Source organism: Halococcus agarilyticus (assembly GCF_000334895.1).
Taxonomy (GTDB): Archaea; Halobacteriota; Halobacteria; order Halobacteriales; family Halococcaceae; genus Halococcus; species Halococcus agarilyticus.
In genome coordinates, this window is record NZ_BAFM01000035.1 from 1 (window position 1) to 16,688 (window position 16,688).

Annotated in this window: 24 protein-coding genes and 1 pseudogene; 9 read left to right on the forward strand and 16 right to left on the reverse strand. The window is 60.7% G+C overall.

Features of this window, described 5'->3' with window-relative positions:
- Positions 1-440 (forward strand): tetratricopeptide repeat protein (locus TX76_RS18220; protein WP_049904096.1); only part of this gene is annotated, 440 nt, incomplete at its 5' end.
- A gap of 75 nt (positions 441-515) precedes the next feature.
- Entirely contained in the window at positions 516-740 is a 225-nt protein-coding gene (locus TX76_RS16645; RefSeq protein WP_049904097.1) for a hypothetical protein, read from the forward strand.
- A gap of 42 nt (positions 741-782) precedes the next feature.
- On the opposite strand, the gene TX76_RS16650 is transcribed toward TX76_RS16645, so the two are convergent.
- From TX76_RS16650 to TX76_RS17860, 11 genes are all read right to left on the reverse strand, one after another.
- Positions 783-1,232, reverse strand: coding sequence for a hypothetical protein (locus TX76_RS16650; protein WP_228842425.1), 450 nt, complete (start codon positions 1,230-1,232; stop codon positions 783-785).
- 183 nt (positions 1,233-1,415) lie between these two features.
- Positions 1,416-2,561 (reverse strand): hypothetical protein, encoded by a 1,146-nt coding sequence (locus TX76_RS16655; RefSeq protein ID WP_049904100.1) that lies wholly within the window; start codon positions 2,559-2,561, stop codon positions 1,416-1,418.
- A 4-nt stretch (positions 2,562-2,565) separates the two neighbouring features.
- The gene (locus TX76_RS16660; protein ID WP_324185991.1) at positions 2,566-4,170 is read right to left on the reverse strand and encodes a terminase large subunit domain-containing protein; all 1,605 of its coding nucleotides are present in this window, start codon (positions 4,168-4,170) and stop codon (positions 2,566-2,568) included.
- 328 nt (positions 4,171-4,498) lie between these two features.
- On the reverse strand, positions 4,499-4,786 hold the full coding sequence (locus TX76_RS16665) for a hypothetical protein (RefSeq protein WP_049904102.1): 288 nt from the start codon (positions 4,784-4,786) through the stop codon (positions 4,499-4,501).
- Between the two features lie 23 nt (positions 4,787-4,809).
- Positions 4,810-5,151, reverse strand: a complete 342-nt coding sequence (locus tag TX76_RS16670; RefSeq protein WP_049904103.1) for a hypothetical protein — start codon at positions 5,149-5,151, stop codon at positions 4,810-4,812.
- Positions 5,151-5,483, reverse strand: coding sequence for a hypothetical protein (locus TX76_RS16675; RefSeq protein ID WP_049904105.1), 333 nt, complete (start codon positions 5,481-5,483; stop codon positions 5,151-5,153). Before TX76_RS16675 ends, TX76_RS16670 begins: the two co-directional genes overlap by 1 nt.
- Before the next feature lie 604 nt (positions 5,484-6,087).
- Positions 6,088-9,297: a hypothetical protein gene (locus tag TX76_RS16680; RefSeq protein WP_049904107.1), complete on the reverse strand. Its 3,210-nt coding sequence runs from the start codon at positions 9,295-9,297 to the stop codon at positions 6,088-6,090.
- Between the two features lie 53 nt (positions 9,298-9,350).
- The gene (locus TX76_RS17850) at positions 9,351-9,617 is read right to left on the reverse strand and encodes a hypothetical protein (RefSeq protein ID WP_154019137.1); all 267 of its coding nucleotides are present in this window, start codon (positions 9,615-9,617) and stop codon (positions 9,351-9,353) included.
- The gene (locus TX76_RS16685) at positions 9,614-9,940 is read right to left on the reverse strand and encodes a hypothetical protein (protein ID WP_049904108.1); all 327 of its coding nucleotides are present in this window, start codon (positions 9,938-9,940) and stop codon (positions 9,614-9,616) included. The genes TX76_RS17850 and TX76_RS16685 overlap by 4 nt, the downstream gene beginning before the upstream one ends.
- Positions 9,937-10,539, reverse strand: a complete 603-nt coding sequence (locus TX76_RS17855) for an FmdB family zinc ribbon protein (protein WP_154019138.1) — start codon at positions 10,537-10,539, stop codon at positions 9,937-9,939. Before TX76_RS17855 ends, TX76_RS16685 begins: the two co-directional genes overlap by 4 nt.
- Positions 10,540-10,809: 270 nt before the next feature.
- Complete coding sequence (locus TX76_RS17860) at positions 10,810-10,950, reverse strand: hypothetical protein (RefSeq protein ID WP_154019139.1); 141 nt, start codon at positions 10,948-10,950, stop codon at positions 10,810-10,812.
- A gap of 50 nt (positions 10,951-11,000) precedes the next feature.
- Between TX76_RS17860 and TX76_RS16695 the strand changes: the two genes are divergently transcribed.
- Positions 11,001-11,585: a hypothetical protein gene (locus TX76_RS16695; RefSeq protein ID WP_049904112.1), complete on the forward strand. Its 585-nt coding sequence runs from the start codon at positions 11,001-11,003 to the stop codon at positions 11,583-11,585.
- Here TX76_RS16695 and TX76_RS17865 read toward each other — a convergent pair.
- Positions 11,582-11,725, reverse strand: a complete 144-nt coding sequence (locus TX76_RS17865) for a hypothetical protein (protein WP_154019140.1) — start codon at positions 11,723-11,725, stop codon at positions 11,582-11,584. The genes TX76_RS16695 and TX76_RS17865 overlap by 4 nt on opposite strands.
- A gap of 548 nt (positions 11,726-12,273) precedes the next feature.
- On the opposite strand from TX76_RS17865, the pseudogene TX76_RS18730 reads away from it, so the two are divergent.
- Positions 12,274-12,348 (forward strand): annotated as a pseudogene (locus tag TX76_RS18730) (ribbon-helix-helix protein, CopG family); the annotation flags it as partial.
- Positions 12,349-12,444: 96 nt separating this feature from the next.
- Positions 12,445-12,768 carry a hypothetical protein gene (locus tag TX76_RS17345; protein WP_228842426.1) on the forward strand — a complete coding sequence of 108 codons (324 nt, stop codon included), beginning with the start codon at positions 12,445-12,447 and terminating at the stop codon, positions 12,766-12,768.
- Between the two features lie 192 nt (positions 12,769-12,960).
- On the opposite strand, the gene TX76_RS16705 is transcribed toward TX76_RS17345, so the two are convergent.
- From TX76_RS16705 to TX76_RS18565, 4 genes are all read right to left on the reverse strand, one after another.
- Positions 12,961-13,209 (reverse strand): DUF7692 domain-containing protein, encoded by a 249-nt coding sequence (locus TX76_RS16705; protein WP_049904113.1) that lies wholly within the window; start codon positions 13,207-13,209, stop codon positions 12,961-12,963.
- 526 nt (positions 13,210-13,735) lie between these two features.
- On the reverse strand, positions 13,736-13,858 hold the full coding sequence (locus TX76_RS18560; protein WP_267462376.1) for a hypothetical protein: 123 nt from the start codon (positions 13,856-13,858) through the stop codon (positions 13,736-13,738).
- Positions 13,855-14,232 (reverse strand): DUF7718 family protein, encoded by a 378-nt coding sequence (locus tag TX76_RS16710; protein WP_049904115.1) that lies wholly within the window; start codon positions 14,230-14,232, stop codon positions 13,855-13,857. Before TX76_RS16710 ends, TX76_RS18560 begins: the two co-directional genes overlap by 4 nt.
- Before the next feature lie 3 nt (positions 14,233-14,235).
- Positions 14,236-14,364: a hypothetical protein gene (locus tag TX76_RS18565; protein WP_267462377.1), complete on the reverse strand. Its 129-nt coding sequence runs from the start codon at positions 14,362-14,364 to the stop codon at positions 14,236-14,238.
- A 127-nt stretch (positions 14,365-14,491) separates the two neighbouring features.
- Here TX76_RS18565 and TX76_RS16715 point away from each other — a divergent pair, with 127 nt between their 5' ends.
- The 4 genes from TX76_RS16715 to TX76_RS16730 all read left to right on the forward strand — a co-directional run bounded on the left by TX76_RS16715 (position 14,492) and on the right by TX76_RS16730 (position 16,418).
- The gene (locus tag TX76_RS16715; RefSeq protein WP_049904117.1) at positions 14,492-15,091 is read left to right on the forward strand and encodes an SWIM zinc finger family protein; all 600 of its coding nucleotides are present in this window, start codon (positions 14,492-14,494) and stop codon (positions 15,089-15,091) included.
- Entirely contained in the window at positions 15,088-15,267 is a 180-nt protein-coding gene (locus TX76_RS16720) for a hypothetical protein (RefSeq protein ID WP_049904119.1), read from the forward strand. Before TX76_RS16715 ends, TX76_RS16720 begins: the two co-directional genes overlap by 4 nt.
- Positions 15,264-15,776, forward strand: a complete 513-nt coding sequence (locus TX76_RS16725; RefSeq protein WP_049904122.1) for a hypothetical protein — start codon at positions 15,264-15,266, stop codon at positions 15,774-15,776. Before TX76_RS16720 ends, TX76_RS16725 begins: the two co-directional genes overlap by 4 nt.
- Before the next feature lie 231 nt (positions 15,777-16,007).
- Complete coding sequence (locus TX76_RS16730; RefSeq protein ID WP_049904124.1) at positions 16,008-16,418, forward strand: hypothetical protein; 411 nt, start codon at positions 16,008-16,010, stop codon at positions 16,416-16,418.
- Positions 16,419-16,688: the final 270 nt, after the last annotated feature.

A 16,688-nucleotide genomic window follows, 5' to 3' on the forward strand; every position in this document is an offset into this window, starting at 1 on the left:
TAGTGAGCACTTCACAAACAGCTCAAGGGTATCTCAAAGGAGTCGGCCACACTGCTGTTGGACAGAAGGACTACGAATTCGCTGAGATGGTTCTCGCATCTGCGCTTGAGCTCGATGATGGGTCAGTAACGGACACTCATTTCATTTACAATACCCTGATCGACGCGTGCTACAAGCAACGTAATGAGCGAGAGGATGCGATCGAGGAATGCATCGAGTACTGTAAGAAGGACATTGAGATCGCGCAGGACTTCATCGATGAATTCGGAGAGGTGCCAGTCATACCTTCATTCAAGCGCCTCGCTATCATCTATGAGAAGCAAAAGAGGTACAAGGACGCGATTGACGTCTGCAATCAAGCGCTCGATCTCGGGGCGACTGACGGTACGAAAGGGGGATTTGAGGGGCGAAAAGAGCGACTTCGAAACAAGACAGAGTAGTCAACCGCTCGTGAAACGACCCGTCTGAGTTTCGCCGGTCCACTTTTTTACTATCGGACGCTTATATCAGGCATCATGGATACGATCGTTTACGAGAACGAGGATGGAGAGGTCGTAGAAACTGAGGTCGAGATGCTCCAGTTTAGTGAGACACGCCAGAGTTGGTACTGGGAGGTCGAACGCGACGAGGAGGAGGAAACTGTCACGCGTAAATCTGTTCCACGTAACCGTGTCGTCGAGGTCGTTGAGGAGCGAGGTATTCGCTCCGGATCGGACCGATCGGGCGCTACCGTAATCTGACGTACGACACCGGTGTTTTACCTCGTACGCAGGGTGTCTATCTCAGGCACTGGCGATCCGACGCCCCTGTTCACGGATCGTGTTCGCAATCTCGTCGTAGTTGCGGAGATTCGAGAGTTCGACTCTCTCCCCACCGCCACCAACAGAGAACGTGATCGAGCCGCGTTTCGATCCGATGAGACTCCACCGCTCGCCGCTGGTTTCGAGCTGGTTGATGTCCCGGATCGGATACTCGTTCGTGCTGGTACTCGACCGCGTCGTGTAACTCTGAATCACCCGCTCGTTCGTCACGACAAGGCGATTCCGTCGCTTGCGCCGCCAGATCCAGAATAGAAATACGAAACCAACGAGGAGCCAAGAAGTCGCGATCCCGATCGTGAGCGACCACGGATAGTCCCGCCACCGCGGCTGCTGATTGTGAATGACCTCCTCGCCGTCCATCAACGTGACACCCCTGACGTTCGCGGATCCGCCACCAATTCCCATGTTCATCGTGAACACACAGAGAGGTGTATTAAAACCACCATATGCTCTTTCGGAAGATGAAACGCGGCACGTTTCATGGGGTGTTCTCTCGGGCCTCGTACTCCGATCCCCATCTCCGAACCAGTGGCGACGGAAAACGCGGACAGCGGCACGGATTTCACTCGTAATGAGGTGTGGTTTCGTCGGTATTCACGAAAGGCGACTCCGCTCTCGGATCATGTCGTAGGCGTCGGTGAGCGTAGTAACGTCGGCAGCTACCGTATCGAGCGGTTCCGAGCAGGATGGGTTCTCGATATACGGGCGGTAGACATCGCCGGAAGCGTCGAGAGAGTGGTCGCCATTGAGGAGAACACCACGAGTCTCGACGGCGTGCTCGATCGCTTTTCTGAGTAGTATCTTTCCGAACTCATCCGGGTCATGTGGCGGGAGTGCCAATTCGTATGAACACACCTTACGATCCGATATTTGTATCTGGCTCTGTTCGTCCGCGCCAGGCAATTGAAACGCGATCGACGCTCCCGAATCATCGACCTGAAACTCAGTCACCGATTCCCTCAGCTCGTCAAGCGGATCAGTGTCCGTCTCGGCACGGCCTGCTTCCGGTGTCGCCCAACGGCGAGACTGGGGGAATCGCCGATCGAACCGGGCCAAGGCCGACTCGGTGAAATCGAGAAAGGCCGACACGGGCACCGAACTCTCCGAACTACGGATATGAGGATACCATTCGCGCTCGGGGACGGAACCACCGAGATAACCCTGCGAACGAATGTACTCCTTCATGTCGTCTTCTATCTCGTCCGGGAACCGCGGACGAGCAAAGATATCCTCCTCGATTGACCCTCCGTTGAGAGCTTCCTTCCGGGCGTTTCTACAGATGCTAACCAGCCGCGATTCGATCGTTGTCTTCGGACACTCGGCCGCGTCAATCGGCGGTAGGCGGAGGTTGTATTCGGTGATAATCCCATTATGGGTGAGAATCAGCGAACTTTTGCAGAGACCGCCGGTTCTCTGGGTTTCCACGTCGAGGTCGTTTCCCGCTGTCCGAGCGTCCATATCGGATCCGGCCGCGTCGAGCTTTCTCTGGCCGAAATCCGCGACACTTTCAGGGAGAGCACCCCTTTCCACCGCATCGCCAAGAGAGCCGCCACCGCCACGTTCTAGGGCCTTCTCGAAGCGGTGGGGAGCAAACAACCCAAAGTCGATAGACACGAGACCGCCAGACAATTCGGTCGTCTCGACTCCGTCGCCGATCTCTCTGGCACGTTGCATGATGCTATCGAGATCAACGGCCGAGCGATCCATCCCGCCCTCTCCTATGGTTGCTTTCTCTGACATCGAATCACCATACTCCGGACCCTGAGAACGGGAACGGGTCGGCTTTGTCCTCACTATCCACGGTTGCGGACGTGGCGACGCAATACCTCAGGCTGTCGAGACAATGATCCTCTGCTGCCGATGTACCGACCTGCTCCTCTTTGTATCCGAGGAACTCCCGAATCAGGGTCTCGCAGCGGTCGGAGATCAACAGGCCCACACGCGGGCGCTCCTCTGTCTCACCGTCCTCTCCATCGCTATCGCCCTCGTCTTCCGTTGGGCGTCGATCAGTCCCCCACGTCGCAGTACCGTTCGCTGGTGTACCGAACGTCCCGGCCGTGGGACCGTTATTTGAGACGATGAACGCGCCGCTGCTGTCGCCCTCTGGCAGCTCCATATTCCCATCGGCTTCGAGACGCTTTCGCACCTCCGATATGCCGGCGTCGAGGCTCTTGTCAGCCTTCACTACCGGCCAGTCCGCACGCTTGAACTTCTCTATATCCGATGGTTCGTGTTCCGCGAAGATCGTCCCACGCGGCTTGTCGTTCTCGTCAAGCCAGCGAATCGCGTCCTCGACGTGCGCGCCGCTCTCCACGAACTCATCGAGGACCACGAGTTGATCGTACGGCGTCTTGCCGACTTCGATGAGAACGCGAGGATCATTCCATCCGGCGTCGTAGCCGTACATCCGCCACTCGTCGATCTCCTCGACGGCGGCGCTCGCCTCAGCGTGCGGGATAACGTGTGTCTCGCGGCTGAAATTCGAGTACACGAGACCCGTCGCCGCGGCGAAACCACCGTGTAGCGCCTGCTCCTCACGGCCGCCGCCTTCGAATTGCCGGCGGAGCCGGGCCTTGTCCTCCTCGGCGATGTATGGGTTTTCAAGCACTGACGCCTGTTCGACCTCGATCCGCGACCCGATCGGGTTGCCGTCGGCGTCTTCGCGCTTTTCGAGGATCTCCCAGGCAGCGTTATAGCCGTTCCCGGTGAGCGTCCAGAACATCACCTTCGGGCCGACGTCAGCGGTGAGCCGCGTCCCCATCATTTCATTGAGATCGTGGAGTTCGCTGCCGTAGTGCGACGGTTCGTCGAGCCACACGCCGCTATATTCATCCCCCGCGTACCGCGACCACTTGTCCGCCGATCCGAGGACGATCACCGAGTCGTTGAATAGCGTCAGCCGGTGATCCTTCCGGTTGTAGTCGGCCACGATGGGGCTCTCCTCTGGCCCGTTGAACGACGACGTCACGATGTGCGTCCGCTCGCCTGGTAGGCTCTCGAAGAGCGTCCGGTAGGTGGTCCCGGTCGCCTTCGTGTAGTCCTGGCCCATCGCGAGCCAGCGGGATCCTGGATAGTCAAGTGCTTTCGTGAGCACCCACCGTGCGCCCGTGACCGATTTGCCCGACCGGTAGCCGCCGAGAAACCCGACGACGTCCGGCTCACCGTCCGCGAGGTGATCGAGACAGTCGCGTTGCGTCTGCCAGAAATCGTACGCTATCGAGCGCTCATCGAGGTCGTACGCCATGCCCTCCGGACGATCCTCCGGGGCGGCGTCGCGCCACTCGACGGACCACTCGTCGGCGTCGACGGCCTCGGTAGCGTCGGCCAGCTCCCCCTCGATCCTCTCGATCCGGCGGTCGCGTTCTCGTTTTGTCGAACTCATGTATTGTATCAAAACAGGGTGCTCAATCGTGGAGAGCCGGGGACCATTCCCCCGGTGACCTGAAGCGGACGTGGATACCATGACCGACAGAGAGCCAAGTGCTCGCCGCGGTCGGGGTCATCGCTGGCTGTCATGTTTTTCGTTGGTTTTACCCTGAGTTATTAATCTGAGAAGTGAAGTTGGGTATCCGACAGTCTGAGCCGTCGGTTTTCCGGCGGATCGACGGATCGGCGATCGAGGCGGATCGAATCACGTCCGCTTAACCGATTAATCGGTCGTGGATTGCTTGACATTTCTACCCACTCTCATCGAGTTCATCAACCAGCGCTTCAAGCCGGGCCAGTCGTTCCTCTTGCTCAGACTCTTCGAGATCGGACACGAGACGGCGGTATTCGCCGACGGCGTGCGTGTAGGCCCGCAACCAGCTGATGCGCACCTTCTCGTTCTCTGGCTTCCGAACGCGGCCGTCGGTGAACTTGCGCAGCGCCTCATCCATCGCCTCCTTCAGCTCGTCGAGGACATCTTCGCGCTCGTCCTCCGGGTCGTAGTCTGGTATCTCTGGCAAATCGGTGGTTGCGCTCATACTATATCGAGAGTGTCGCGAGGTTAGTCGCTCGCTGCCTCGTGCTCGCTCGGATCGAACCCGTCCTCGTGCCACTGGTTGATGATGACCCCCACGACCTCGGGATCCATGTCCTCCGGCGAATGAAGCGGTTCATCGTCGCCACCGATGACGATTACCGAATCCCCGAACGAGTTGTAGCACGACCGCGCCATCGCAGCCGGGAGTTCGTCGCCCCTTTCGTAGGTGAGTCGATCCACGGCGTCGTAGCCCTCCGGCGGGTTGCCTTTGATCCCGCTCTCACTCGCCACGACGACGTGTTCGGTCCCATCGGGGAGTTCGAGCTGGGCCTCCTCCGGCTGGGCTGAGGCTGGTACGCGGACCATTATTCGATCATTCCCGTGCCAAAGTCGTCGATCTCGACGTCGTCGTCAGTGTTCGCTGTCACGGACGGACCCGCCGTACCAGCAGGGTGCGTACGCCCCATCTTTTCGAGCACCCGCTTCGGCGTCCGCATGAGCTCCGTGCGGTCGCTCTCAGCGTACTCGGTGCTGTTGGCGACGAGATTGTCGACCATCTGCTCTCTGAGCGCTTTCTCTCCGAGCGTGCCAAGGCGCTCCTCGACGTACTCGTCGAACGTCTGTTCTCCCGACGCAACGCTGTCGGGGATCGATTCAGCAGGCAATTCGACCGTCTCGGTATTGTTTCGCGGACTCATGTTCGTGTTCGTATCGTGCCGTGTTTCGTTCTGCGTGCGGTGCTTAGCTGCCGGGTAGCAGCGAGAGAATCGCCGGACAGCGGATGGATCGCCGACACCCCCCTCGTTGCTTAACAACTATACGAGCGTTGCGCGTTTAAACGCTTCGCTGGTTGTGGAGAGTTTATCGCTCTCTCAGCAAACTCTCGCTCGCAACCAGTCGACTGGCGCGGTTCGCTACGGGTTTTAGTTACCAATTAGTGACACAAGAGTAGGCCAGGGTGATTGTTGACCGTTGTTGACCGCCCGTTGGCTGTTTGTTGACCACCGGCGGTCAACAGTTGGATCGGTGCTCAGGCTCTATACTGTCCAAAAACGCCACTTAATTTTCTTGTTGACCGATTTGACCGGTTTTTGAAACAGGGGAGAGATGGCTGAGTCACGTGCGCGCGCGAGTGGGCGCGCGCACACGTACCCCTCCTCCTAGAAACCAGTCAAATCGGTCAACAAGGTAGTAGTAGTAGTGTTAGAAGCCTTCTTCCTCCACAATCTCCGTGCTAGACTGTTGACCGGGGGCGGTCAACAAGCAGTCAACACGGTCAACAAACCAGTCAACAAGCAGCGGTCAGTTGGCGACGTATTTCGGTCCGGGTTTTTTGATCACGTCGCCCCGTTTAACGAGCTCCGCGAGTGCCTTCTCCGCCTCATTTGGTGACATATCGAGATCTCTGCCGAGTCGCGCCTTAAGAGCCGTCTCGTCGAACGGTTGTCCGGTTTCACAGAGGATATTCATGATTCGCCGTGCGTCGGCTTCGGTCCCTTCAGCGTCGTCGGGGACGTCGCAACCGAGATCGACCGTGCTCTCTTCTTCTTCCGTCTCACCCTTGCCTCCGCGGTCTTCGATAATCTCACAGTTCATGGCACGCGCTTCGAAGCCGTCGAGCGCGTCGGTTGCCCGGCGGGCGTGGATACCGATAGCGCGTCCAACACCACGCGTGTACTGGCGGTAGGAAACGACATACCCACCGTTCTCCTCGTGAGCTTCCTTGAACCGATCCCGGTAGTCGCCGTAGGTATCGAGCAGGTCGGCCGAGACGTCATGATCCCGGACGTATCGAGTGATTTGGTCGAACGCGGCCGTCATATTCACGCGGATTTCAGCCGCCGGTGAGCCGCTTTTGACGACCGAGTAGTGTTCGTCCTCTTCGATGTACTCGGCGCGCGCAGCGGCCGCCACAAGCTCGACGAGGGTATCGACGTGGCTTTTGTGTCCACCGCCGACGAACTCACGACCGGAGTATTGTACGGCACTCTCGATAGCGTCCGCGTCGACGATCTCGGCGACGTCTGCCTCGACAGTCTCGGCGAACTCGCGGTACAAGCGCAGGCCGAACACGACGGTCTGCAACCCCTGCCTAGCAGCCGAGCCGAGCGCGTCCGCTTCATCGAGAGCGTCGATCATATCAGCCACGTCCTCAGCAGCCGTGTTCCACCGTTCGCGCGCTCGGTCGGCGTCGTACCCAGCAACGAATTGATGGTAGGCGAGTGCGTGCGCCTGTGGATCGACGGCGTTGGTCCCGACGAACTCACCGTCTTCGAGGTACCCTTCACCGGTGAGTTCTTTGTAGGCCCGCGCCGTGTCGGTCCCGTCGTCGGTCGCACTCGGGGAGAAGGTGGTCATGACACACCGCCGTTGTTCGGCCGATCCCTGGATACGCTGCTCGCCAGAGACAGCCACCGGTGCGGAGAGCGTGTATCCGTCGGTGGTCTTGTCGGCGTTCCCCCGCTGAACGACACCGCCACGCGTGGCGGTCCGCAGCAGTCCGTGGAAGCCGTCAATCCGCCACGATTCCGTCGTGGCTGGTTTGTACTCGTCGAACCACACTGGCACGTTGTTCGTGGCCGCCATCGACCGCGTGACAGCGAATTTGGTCTCTTCGGCGACAGAGAGGGGGTCGTCGTCCATACCGAACAGTTTCCAGAGTGTACCCAGAGTGCTCGATTTCCCTGCGCCGGTCCCACCTGTCACGTTCAGGATGTTGAACTCGCCGGTCCAGTTGTGGATGAGCGGGCGGAAGCCACTCGCATAAAACCAGCCGAGTACCGGCAGCAGGCGATCGGACTTGCGAGTCCGGGGGAGTGTTTCGAGCACTTCGGCCACGGCTTCGGAGTCGAACGTTGAACTATCGTCACCGAGTGACCACTTCGTCTCAATGTCGATCCCCTGCTGCACGTAGGCGTGATCTGGCTCACTAATCCAGCTGTTCGCCCCGAGGGTTCCGGCCGGCGTCACGAGTTCGTCGTAGTCGCTGCCGAACAGACCAATACGTTCAACGCCGATACGTTCCGGTGCGGATTGCCCACCGACAAACTCTCGAAGCTCGTTCAAGTCACCAGTGTCACCGTCGAATCTTGTGGTCCGGCCAGTGACGATCTCCCGCTTGAACGGCCGCGTCTCGTTGAAGACGGTCATCGGAACCGTCACGTCGTAGGTATCGCCGGTGCCTCCTGGATACACCGTCAGGTCGGCTTCAACGCCGTCGCCGTCTGGTTTGCGGAGGAAGGTGCTCACCTCGATCTCGAAGTTCGTGAGCTGTTTATACCACCCATCGTCATCGTCGTCTTTCGACGGATGGTGAAGTGAGTAACCACCATCGTAGTTGCCCACAAGCGGATAGTCCGGTTCCGGGCGTCCATCCCCTGTCTCGCCGCCAGCAGCGCCGCCAGCGGACGCACCCGCCGCCGCTGTGCCGCCGTCAGTGCTTGCCGCCGTGTGAATCACACAGTGATCCGCGCAGGCGTCGGCCGCGATCTCAGGCAGGATACCGGCGTCCTTGAGCGTCGTCGGACTCGGCGGGCGAATCGGTGAATCGCTATCCACCTTGCCGCTCAGCCGCTCGACCTGCGATCTTGTTTCGTCCGTGTCGAGGTCGTAGCCAGCCTCTTCGGGCGGATAGTCCTCGATCATGTGCTCAACCACGGTATCGGCGTCGTAGCCAGCCCACAGTCCGAGTTTCGCCGCGTAGGTGTTCACCTCTTGATTCGTCACGTTCGGGCCGTCGCCGTCGCCCGTCCCTGCCGCATCGCTCGGATCGCGACGGGTTTCGAGCGCGTGGCGATAGCATGGCGGCATGGCGTTGGGCGTGCCCCCGCCGTCGGATTCATCCGTCTCGCCGTCGCCGGAGGTGGTTTCTCCACCCTCAGAGGCAGGGTCTTTGCCCCGGGAATCGTTTGCGCCGCCCCCAGTATCGGCCGAATCACCGAGGTCGGCCTGTTGATCGTTGTTGCCGAACGCGGCCACCAATTGCTCGGGTTTCAGTGGAAGCCCAGTCCCTTCGTCAGCGATCTCATACCAACCACTGTCCGCCCCCTCGCACTCGCCGTTACAGTGGCCGGAGTCGCACTTGTCGGCGTCACGCTGGCTACCGGGTCCGATGAACATCATTACGCCGAACGCTATTTCACAGCCGTCAGTTTCGACTTTACCACGACTCCCACCGGGCAATTCGTCAAGCGCCGCTTCTATACCCTCGTTATCCTCAATCGCAAACAGGTATTGCGTGGGTTCGTCCTCTGCGTGGGCGCTACGAACCGCAAATGCGCAGGAGAGCGGCAACCGATCGGCCGCACCGGACTCGTGGAAGGCTTCTACGTCATCGACGTCCAATCCGAGCAGGCCGTCGCCGAAGTGAATCCCGTAGTTACCCGACAGCCGCGGCGAATCAGGCGCGAGCTGCGCGTCCGGGTTCGTATGGTCGCTGTGATAGGTATTGTTCCGGCCATTCTGCGCGGTGATGAACCGATCGCGACGAATCTCGGCCTCCGCTTCGTCCATCCATCGAACGAGTCGCTGCCGGCCGTCCGCTGCGCGGTTCTCTACCGTACCGCTCATGCTTCCCCCCTGTCCGGCAGTACCCAATTCAGCCACCTCTCTGGCCGTTCGGCGTCGTCGGCAAGTCGAAGGTCGTAACCGCCGCGTGTATCCTCTAGGCTCAGGTTGCAGTGCGCAACACGGTGCGAGAGGTCCCCACGTGCGACGGCGGGATCTTTCGAACCGTGGCGGTGCGTATCGCCGCAGATGACACACTCGTCGACGATGAACTGTCGGTTCGAATCCGATAGCCGGACCTCGTTAATCGGTGCGTCGTCGCTCATGCCTTACCTCCGGTTGCGTTCAGCTCGCCACGCTGCGCAGGCGTCTTCGGGAACGTCGCACCGATCCCGTACCGCTCAATCACCGCGTCCAGGTAGCCGGTGACGGTCGCTTCGGTCGCGCCGATCCGCTTGGCGATCCCGGCGTCACTGAATCCCATTTCTGATAGCGCGACGGCCTTCGCCGGCCGGTCATCGAGTGCGGTCGTGCGGGCGAGATACCGCCCTCGTTCGGTTGCTGCTCGGTCCACGCCGATTACCTCTTCATCGTACACGCCGACGGAGAGATCGGAATTGTCAGTCGCGGCCGCGTTGTCGACGCTCATCGGCCACCTCCCATGTCACGGGCGATTCGTTGGTGATGGTCGGCAGCCGCGAGGTCCATATCCTCCGGCATGAACCCAGCAGGGTTCGTGAGACCTACGCCACAACCGGGACACTCGCCGAGTTCTTCACGGGACTCGTCGAAGCGTTCGCCACAATTCCGGCACCTGCCGACTTCGGTGCCGCCGTCGGTGACGATCTCTTCTCCGGCGTCATCCTCGATCCGTTTCAGGCGGGGATCCGGAAACGAGTAGGCCGTGAGATCGAGCTGCCGGACGAGTTCGGGGAGAGCCTGAGTCGAGAGGTCATCGTCGAGATCAACGCGGTCACCGAGGCTCGATTCGTACACCACATCGACCACCGGAGCGTCCGGTGAGTAGTCCTGATTGAGCCAGTAAACGCTGGCACCGACCGCCTCGACGTGTATCTCTCGTGCGGTCGCGTCGTGACGTTTGACGATCACTACGGGTGTCTGGCGCTCCGGTGACTCCTCGCGATCAACCGCCCGATCGCCGGGAAAAAGCTCAGTTGAATCCTGTTCGCCGTCGTTGGATCGTTTGTCCTGTTTAGTAGTCATCGCGAAATCGCAGGAAAGCCACAAAGCGCCCTCGCGGCGCTCGACGGGTGAGTGTACGCCGAAGCAAACATATACCACGCCGTCCTAAGGACACTCACGGGTCACCCCTGCCCCCGGCGTAGTTGGCGCGTTTCCTCGTGCCGTTCCTGCGTCGGCGTGAGGAGCCCGCCCGTCATCTCAATACAAGAAGCCACTCGCCGTCGTGCTGGATACACGTCGGACCCCGCGCTCGCCGCGCGGGAGTTCGTGGCTTCTGAGCGATTCATGCTGAGAGTCATGTCTGTCGGCTCTAAATTAAGCGTTCCCCTCGCGCTGGTCTTCGAGGAGCGTCTTCAACGCCTCGTTGTAGCTAGCAAGGTCTCGCCGGTCGCGGAACTCGGCGAGTTCGTCCCTCGTTGAGGGTTCGAGCGGGCCGACAGTCGTAGACACGACCATACCAGTAGATATATCCCCGTAGCAATAAAAGTACCGTTCGGGTGTACTCTATGGCGTACATACCGGACGATACGGAAGAGTGGCCGGCGAGTGTGTTGACTCCAAACCAGCGGGAGCGGATCGCGGAGGGATCGCTTGACCCGAGTGTAGCAGCCGATCGGGCAATGCTGGCCCGAATACGGAAACGGATACAAGTCGGAATTTTCGACTTGGGGGCTCTCTCTCGGGGGTTGCAGCAAAAGGAGATACAAAAGGCGTTCAAGGACCCCGATGACAGAGTGTATCAGCCAATCGGTAGTACGATCCCGGATGCGCTCGCGCTGTTCTACCTCGCTGGATGGGAACAAGAGACCGCTCCCAACACTTCCGAGGGGTGGTACTTCGAGGGAAGGATCGAGGGTGCGATCGAGCGCGCGCTCAATGCCAGAGGGATAACCGCGGAAGACGTGACTGTTAATATCGACGTCGAGCGTGGTGACCCGATCGATGACCTCGCACGCGGAGAGCTGAGGGATTTGCCGAGCCCGGTTCTTAGCCAACTTTTCGCAAACGGGGCAATCTCCCACGAAGAGTTTACCGAGGCTACTGAACCACCTGCTCGCGGGCCAGAAGAACAAGACGACAAGGGGTCCTAACCGATCCTCGGGAGGTCGAACCCCTCTCCACAGTCCCAGCACTCGTATTCGAGGTCCGCCGCCGGAGTGAGCTCGGCCTGTAGTGATCCACACTCGGGACACGGTGTTTCGGCTGCCGCCGCGGCGGGATCGGAAGGCATGGTTGATAGCCTCTATTTGTTCACATAGAACCCTGAACAGGTAAGCATAGTGGCTAAAACGGTGGACACCCCACGGTTTCCGCTGCTTCCATAGGCCGGACGCCTCAATTTCGAGTTCGAACTCGCCAGGGACACCCGGCCGGCTGGATCACGCCGGACACCCCACTATCGATATACTCACCCTAGTTTTGCCCGCCTATACTCTTCGCTGCTCGCCAGTCCCTCAGTGGTATTCGTAGGCTCAGTGTGTTAGGGGATATCCTGATAATCCTATCCGGAGGGAGTGAACCACTCCCCTCGCTCCCCTCTCGATCGCGCCGCCGCGCCACTCGATCTATCACGCAACCCGACCATTCTCAAATTCCCAATCATGGGGAGGCCCAATGGGGACTAGACGCCACGGTGGATTTTCTCGGAAAACCTCTAGATTGGGTCATGTTTAGCAGGCTAAGAAACCGCCACAGCACCGCCCTGAGCTGGTGAATACGTCACGACTACGGAGTTGTGTCTGACTGAATACTAAGTGAATACGCCCCCATCGAGAGGGTATGAAGCCGACGTCGGTACGCCTTGATCCCGACACCGTCGCCGAGTTAGACGCCGAAGCGGAGGACCGTGGGATCTCTCGAAACCGTCGGATGCAAGAAGTTATCGAGAATCGGAACGAATACACCCAGTTGAAGCATGAATACGATCAACTACGGAGTGACTACAAGGATTTGCAAGCCGAGAAGCAGCGGATCGAGACTCACCGGGACGCGCTCGAAAGCGGCCAGGCCGACACGACCGAGCAGCTTGAGGAGATCGTATCCGAGCGCGATCGCCTCCGCGAGAAGGTCGACGGTCTGGAAGACGAGACCGATCGACTACAGCGCCAGCTCGCGGCGGCGAACAGTCGCCAGGACGACCTCGGTGAGATCGTGGAGTACGTCGAGGACGAGAAGTCCCTCGCTGAACGTCGCGAGGAGCGAAGCACCGCCCCGGTGTGGTGGCGGGCCTGGTGGTGGGTCACTGGCACTCCGGACGGCGAAGCGGACTCGTGAGCGTCGCGCTGGCCGGCCTCTCGGACCCGCCACCCGCCCCCGCGGCGGCGGTGCTCCCTCTCGATCGGCCTTATGTACAATCCCACGCCCTCGAAAGGCCGTCTGTGTACATAAGGCGCGAGCGGTGCCGTCGCAGCGGCCGCCGAGCCTCGGAGGGGTGCTGCGAGAGGGGCCTCCTCGCTTGCGGTAGTACTACTCGCGGACGTTCACGTCGGTCGAAACCTCGTACTCCACATCAACCACCCGCGTCGAGAGGATCTCCGCGAGCTCCGGCGTCATGTCCTCGTGGGCCACGGCCTCGCGGAGTGCCGGGATCATGGCCTGAGTGAACTCGGTGCTGGCTTCGACCGCTCCCACACGGGTATTCTCGCCGAGCAGGTCGGCGACGTCGTCGACGAGATCCTCCCGGTACGCGAACTTACCGTCGGTGCGGATTCGCATGACCCTCTCGTACACACGACCCTCTCAAAGCCGTTCTGCTCGGGTGAGTAACCACCGATCAGTCGGCAATACTATCCGCGGCGATCGTCACCAGTCGCCCTGTCAACACGAAGCGAAGCGGTCTTCGGACAAATATTCACACGAGATCGAGCGTCTCGTGTGTCAATCGAGGATCGGCGATCTCGCGGCGCGCAACCCCGTGTGGTCGCGTCGAGGGTGGGGTTCGAACGGCACAAGGGTCCGTCCGGAACCCAGATCGGCATCTTTACCGATTTGGGAATCGACCGTTCGAACGGCACAAGGGTCCGTCCGGAACGCGAGTGGGCAATTTTGGATAGCAATCCATTTTGCCCAGTCGCGGGAGCACAAGGGTCCGTCCGGAACTTGGAAAAAATGCCCAAATGAGCAAGCTTACCATCGGTCGCGGGAGCACAAGGGTCCGTCCGGAACCCTGCTGGATCAACCATCGAGAGGATCCGGGACGCCAGGCTACGCGGCGTGTATTTCGTCGATCGGCAAAAACGGACTACTCGGCGTCGTGGCGGTAGTCGTCGGGATCGCCACCGAGCTGCTCCGCGAGGTATTCGCGATCGTGCTCACGGAGTTCTTCGAGCGCCTCGCGGGCTTCCGCGAGTTCCTCGTCGGTCATCGGTCGCTGTCCCGGTTCGGGCTCAGATTGTGCCATTGTTCAAACCGTCTGATTAGTCGTTGGAGTTCCTCAGCCAAATGGTCTTCGGCGAGATCGAGCGCTTCGCTCGCTGGCATTGGGCCGGCGACCTGGACGGTGTCGATCTTCTCACCGTCACGGTAGACGTCCATGTGAACCCCCTCCTCGGTGACGTCATGCCCACCTTCGGCGTCCTCGTCGTGGTCGAAACGCACGATCTCAGCCCACTCGTCGCCGAGCAGGTATTCGAGCTGCACGAAGAACCGAGGGACGCGCCCGCGCTCGGTAGCGATCCCACGCCGGAGTTGGGCCTTCGCGGTGAGCGGGATCTTGTCGACGTGATCGTACTGGCCCATGCGTCACTCATCGCCCTCGATATCCCAGCCATGCAGCAGCACTCCCTTCCACGTGAGCCCACGCCGGTCTTTCTCGGCTTCTAACCACTCGGCTTGTTCGTCGTCGAGCTCGATGTGAACGTTCTTCGGCATACATGAGACATAGTAATTCGATAGACTAAAGTATGCCGGTCGCATAGCGTAGAGTAGGCACTGATTGACTATTCCGAAAGGAATGGTCCGGGGTTGAGGCCCCGAACCGGTGCCGGAGTGAACCAGCATGTCGACGAACGCATCCAGCGGGCAAGAATCCGGCGGTCGAACCGATCCACAACCAGCGCATCGTAACGGGCTCGCGGCAGCGGCCGACGAGAAGACGCTCAAGCGCGCACGGTGGGAGCACCTACGCCTCGCACCTGTCGCCGGCGCGCAGCGCGTGAACGTCTGTAACGTCTCGTACGGCGTCCAGGCGAAGAACGACCACACGTACACCGTGACGGTCGAACGCGGCGAGCCGACCGATTGCACCTGTTCTGCGGCGACGTACCAGTCCGGGCCGTGCAAACACGCGGTGGCCGTCGCCGGCGATCGAGAGGTGATCGACGAGGCGATGGGGGCGACCGAAGGGAGCGAACGGAATGAGATCGCCACGGACGGCGGGCGCGTCGGGGACGAGACCTGCGCAGACTGTGGTCTCCCGCTCGACGAGGCACACAAGCAGCCGGCCGGGTACACCCGCGTCCTCCTCGACGGTGGGGAGATATGCGGCGCGTGCGCGGACATCCGATACGGCTACTCACGAGTCGACGGCCGACTCACGCTCGACGAACTCGAAGAACGCGCAGCCGAACCAGTGATTGAGCCGGAGGTGCGCGGATGAACCTTGATACCTGCGCCGACTGTGGCGGTCCGCTTGAACTCAGCGAGGTCTCGGCTGGTGAGTCGACGGCCTTCGAACTCTACGAGTGCGGTGACTGTGGCGGTACCGGTACCTACGTTAACGAGTTCGGCGTTCCGGGTGGCGGCGTCACGACCTCGGGAGTGGTCGGCCGATGACCGACGACGTCGCACCGATCCGGATCGCGGAGTGTGACGACGGCGCGGAGATCCTCTACGACACCGAGGAGAGCGACGGAGAGGTGGTCGCGCGTGCTACCGTGATCGGCCACTCGACCTGTTACCAGCGTGGGCGCGAGCAGTCACGGTGGGTCGTCGATCGCACCGGACGCGAGCCGTCGGACTACTCGCTCGCGGTGTGGGAGGACGGCGTCGTCTCGGCCGTGCGGAGCGTCCCCTACAGCGGCCAGCGCTACTACTCGACCGAGGACCGCCGCAACCGGCCGGACAAGAACTCACGCTATCGGCTGGACATCGAGGAGGTCCTTGCGGAGTACATCGAGCGGGGTGAACCCGGGGTTAGCGTCGACGAACTCCGGGCGCGTGTGTTGTCGGTGCTCCGAAGCGACGACGTCGCCACGAACGCGAACGGCGAGATCGATCTCCTGGCGGATGAAGGGCGAGGCCACGAGCGGAGTGAGCGCCAGCTCGACACGTTCGGTGAGTGAACAGTGAGACCACCTGCGAGCACTGTGGCCGCCGGTTCGATCCCGCCGAGACCCGCGGGACGTTCGACGGGTCGCGGGCGCGCTACCGGTGTCCACACTGCTCGCACTGGACGAGCGGACCACTACCGCCGTTTGGCGAGCGTTGATTCTCATGCGCTCGCGTTTTCGGAACGGCGTGCTCGTCGACACGACGCTCGCCGTCGTGACCGACGACACGCCACGAAAGCGACCATGTCGACCGAACCCGACGCGGGTGAAACCGCGAACGACGACGAAGCACCGACCGCCGAACAGACCGAGACCGTCGAGGTCGAACTCCCGCCGGCCGACATCGAACGGATTGAGTTGGAGATCGAGCAGAACAGCGACGCGTCGCACGCCTCGGAGACCGTCGAGGAGTGGATCGCAAAGCGGGTCCACCTCGCGTTCGCCCGGATCGATACCGACGCCGAATACCACACTGCGAGCCCGGAAGTCGACGTCCCGCCGCTGGTTGCCGAACGCGCACGGCTCGAATACGAAAGCGCACGGCAGCGTGGGAAAGACCCCGATCTCGACGAGATCCTGTTCAACACCATGATGATCGACCCGGAGTGGTACGTCGACGGCGAAGCGCTCGGAACCGACGTCGCCGAAGATTAGAGCGGCCGCGGCTTCTTTTCGGATTCGAACCTCCCTCTCGCAGCCCCTCAGAGAGCTACCCGGAGTTTATGATCGATGAGACGATCCTCACTATCATGTTTGGCAGGATCGTGAGCCTGTTCCGATCTGGACAGGACGTCCCGGATTTGATAGAGGTCCTCGATCTCCGAGGGTGGTACCTGAGTCTATCTGATGAGCAACGACAGAAGCTCTACGATTACAGCACTTCGTTCGGGACAGGTGGCGATACTAATCAGCTTGAGCGCGATG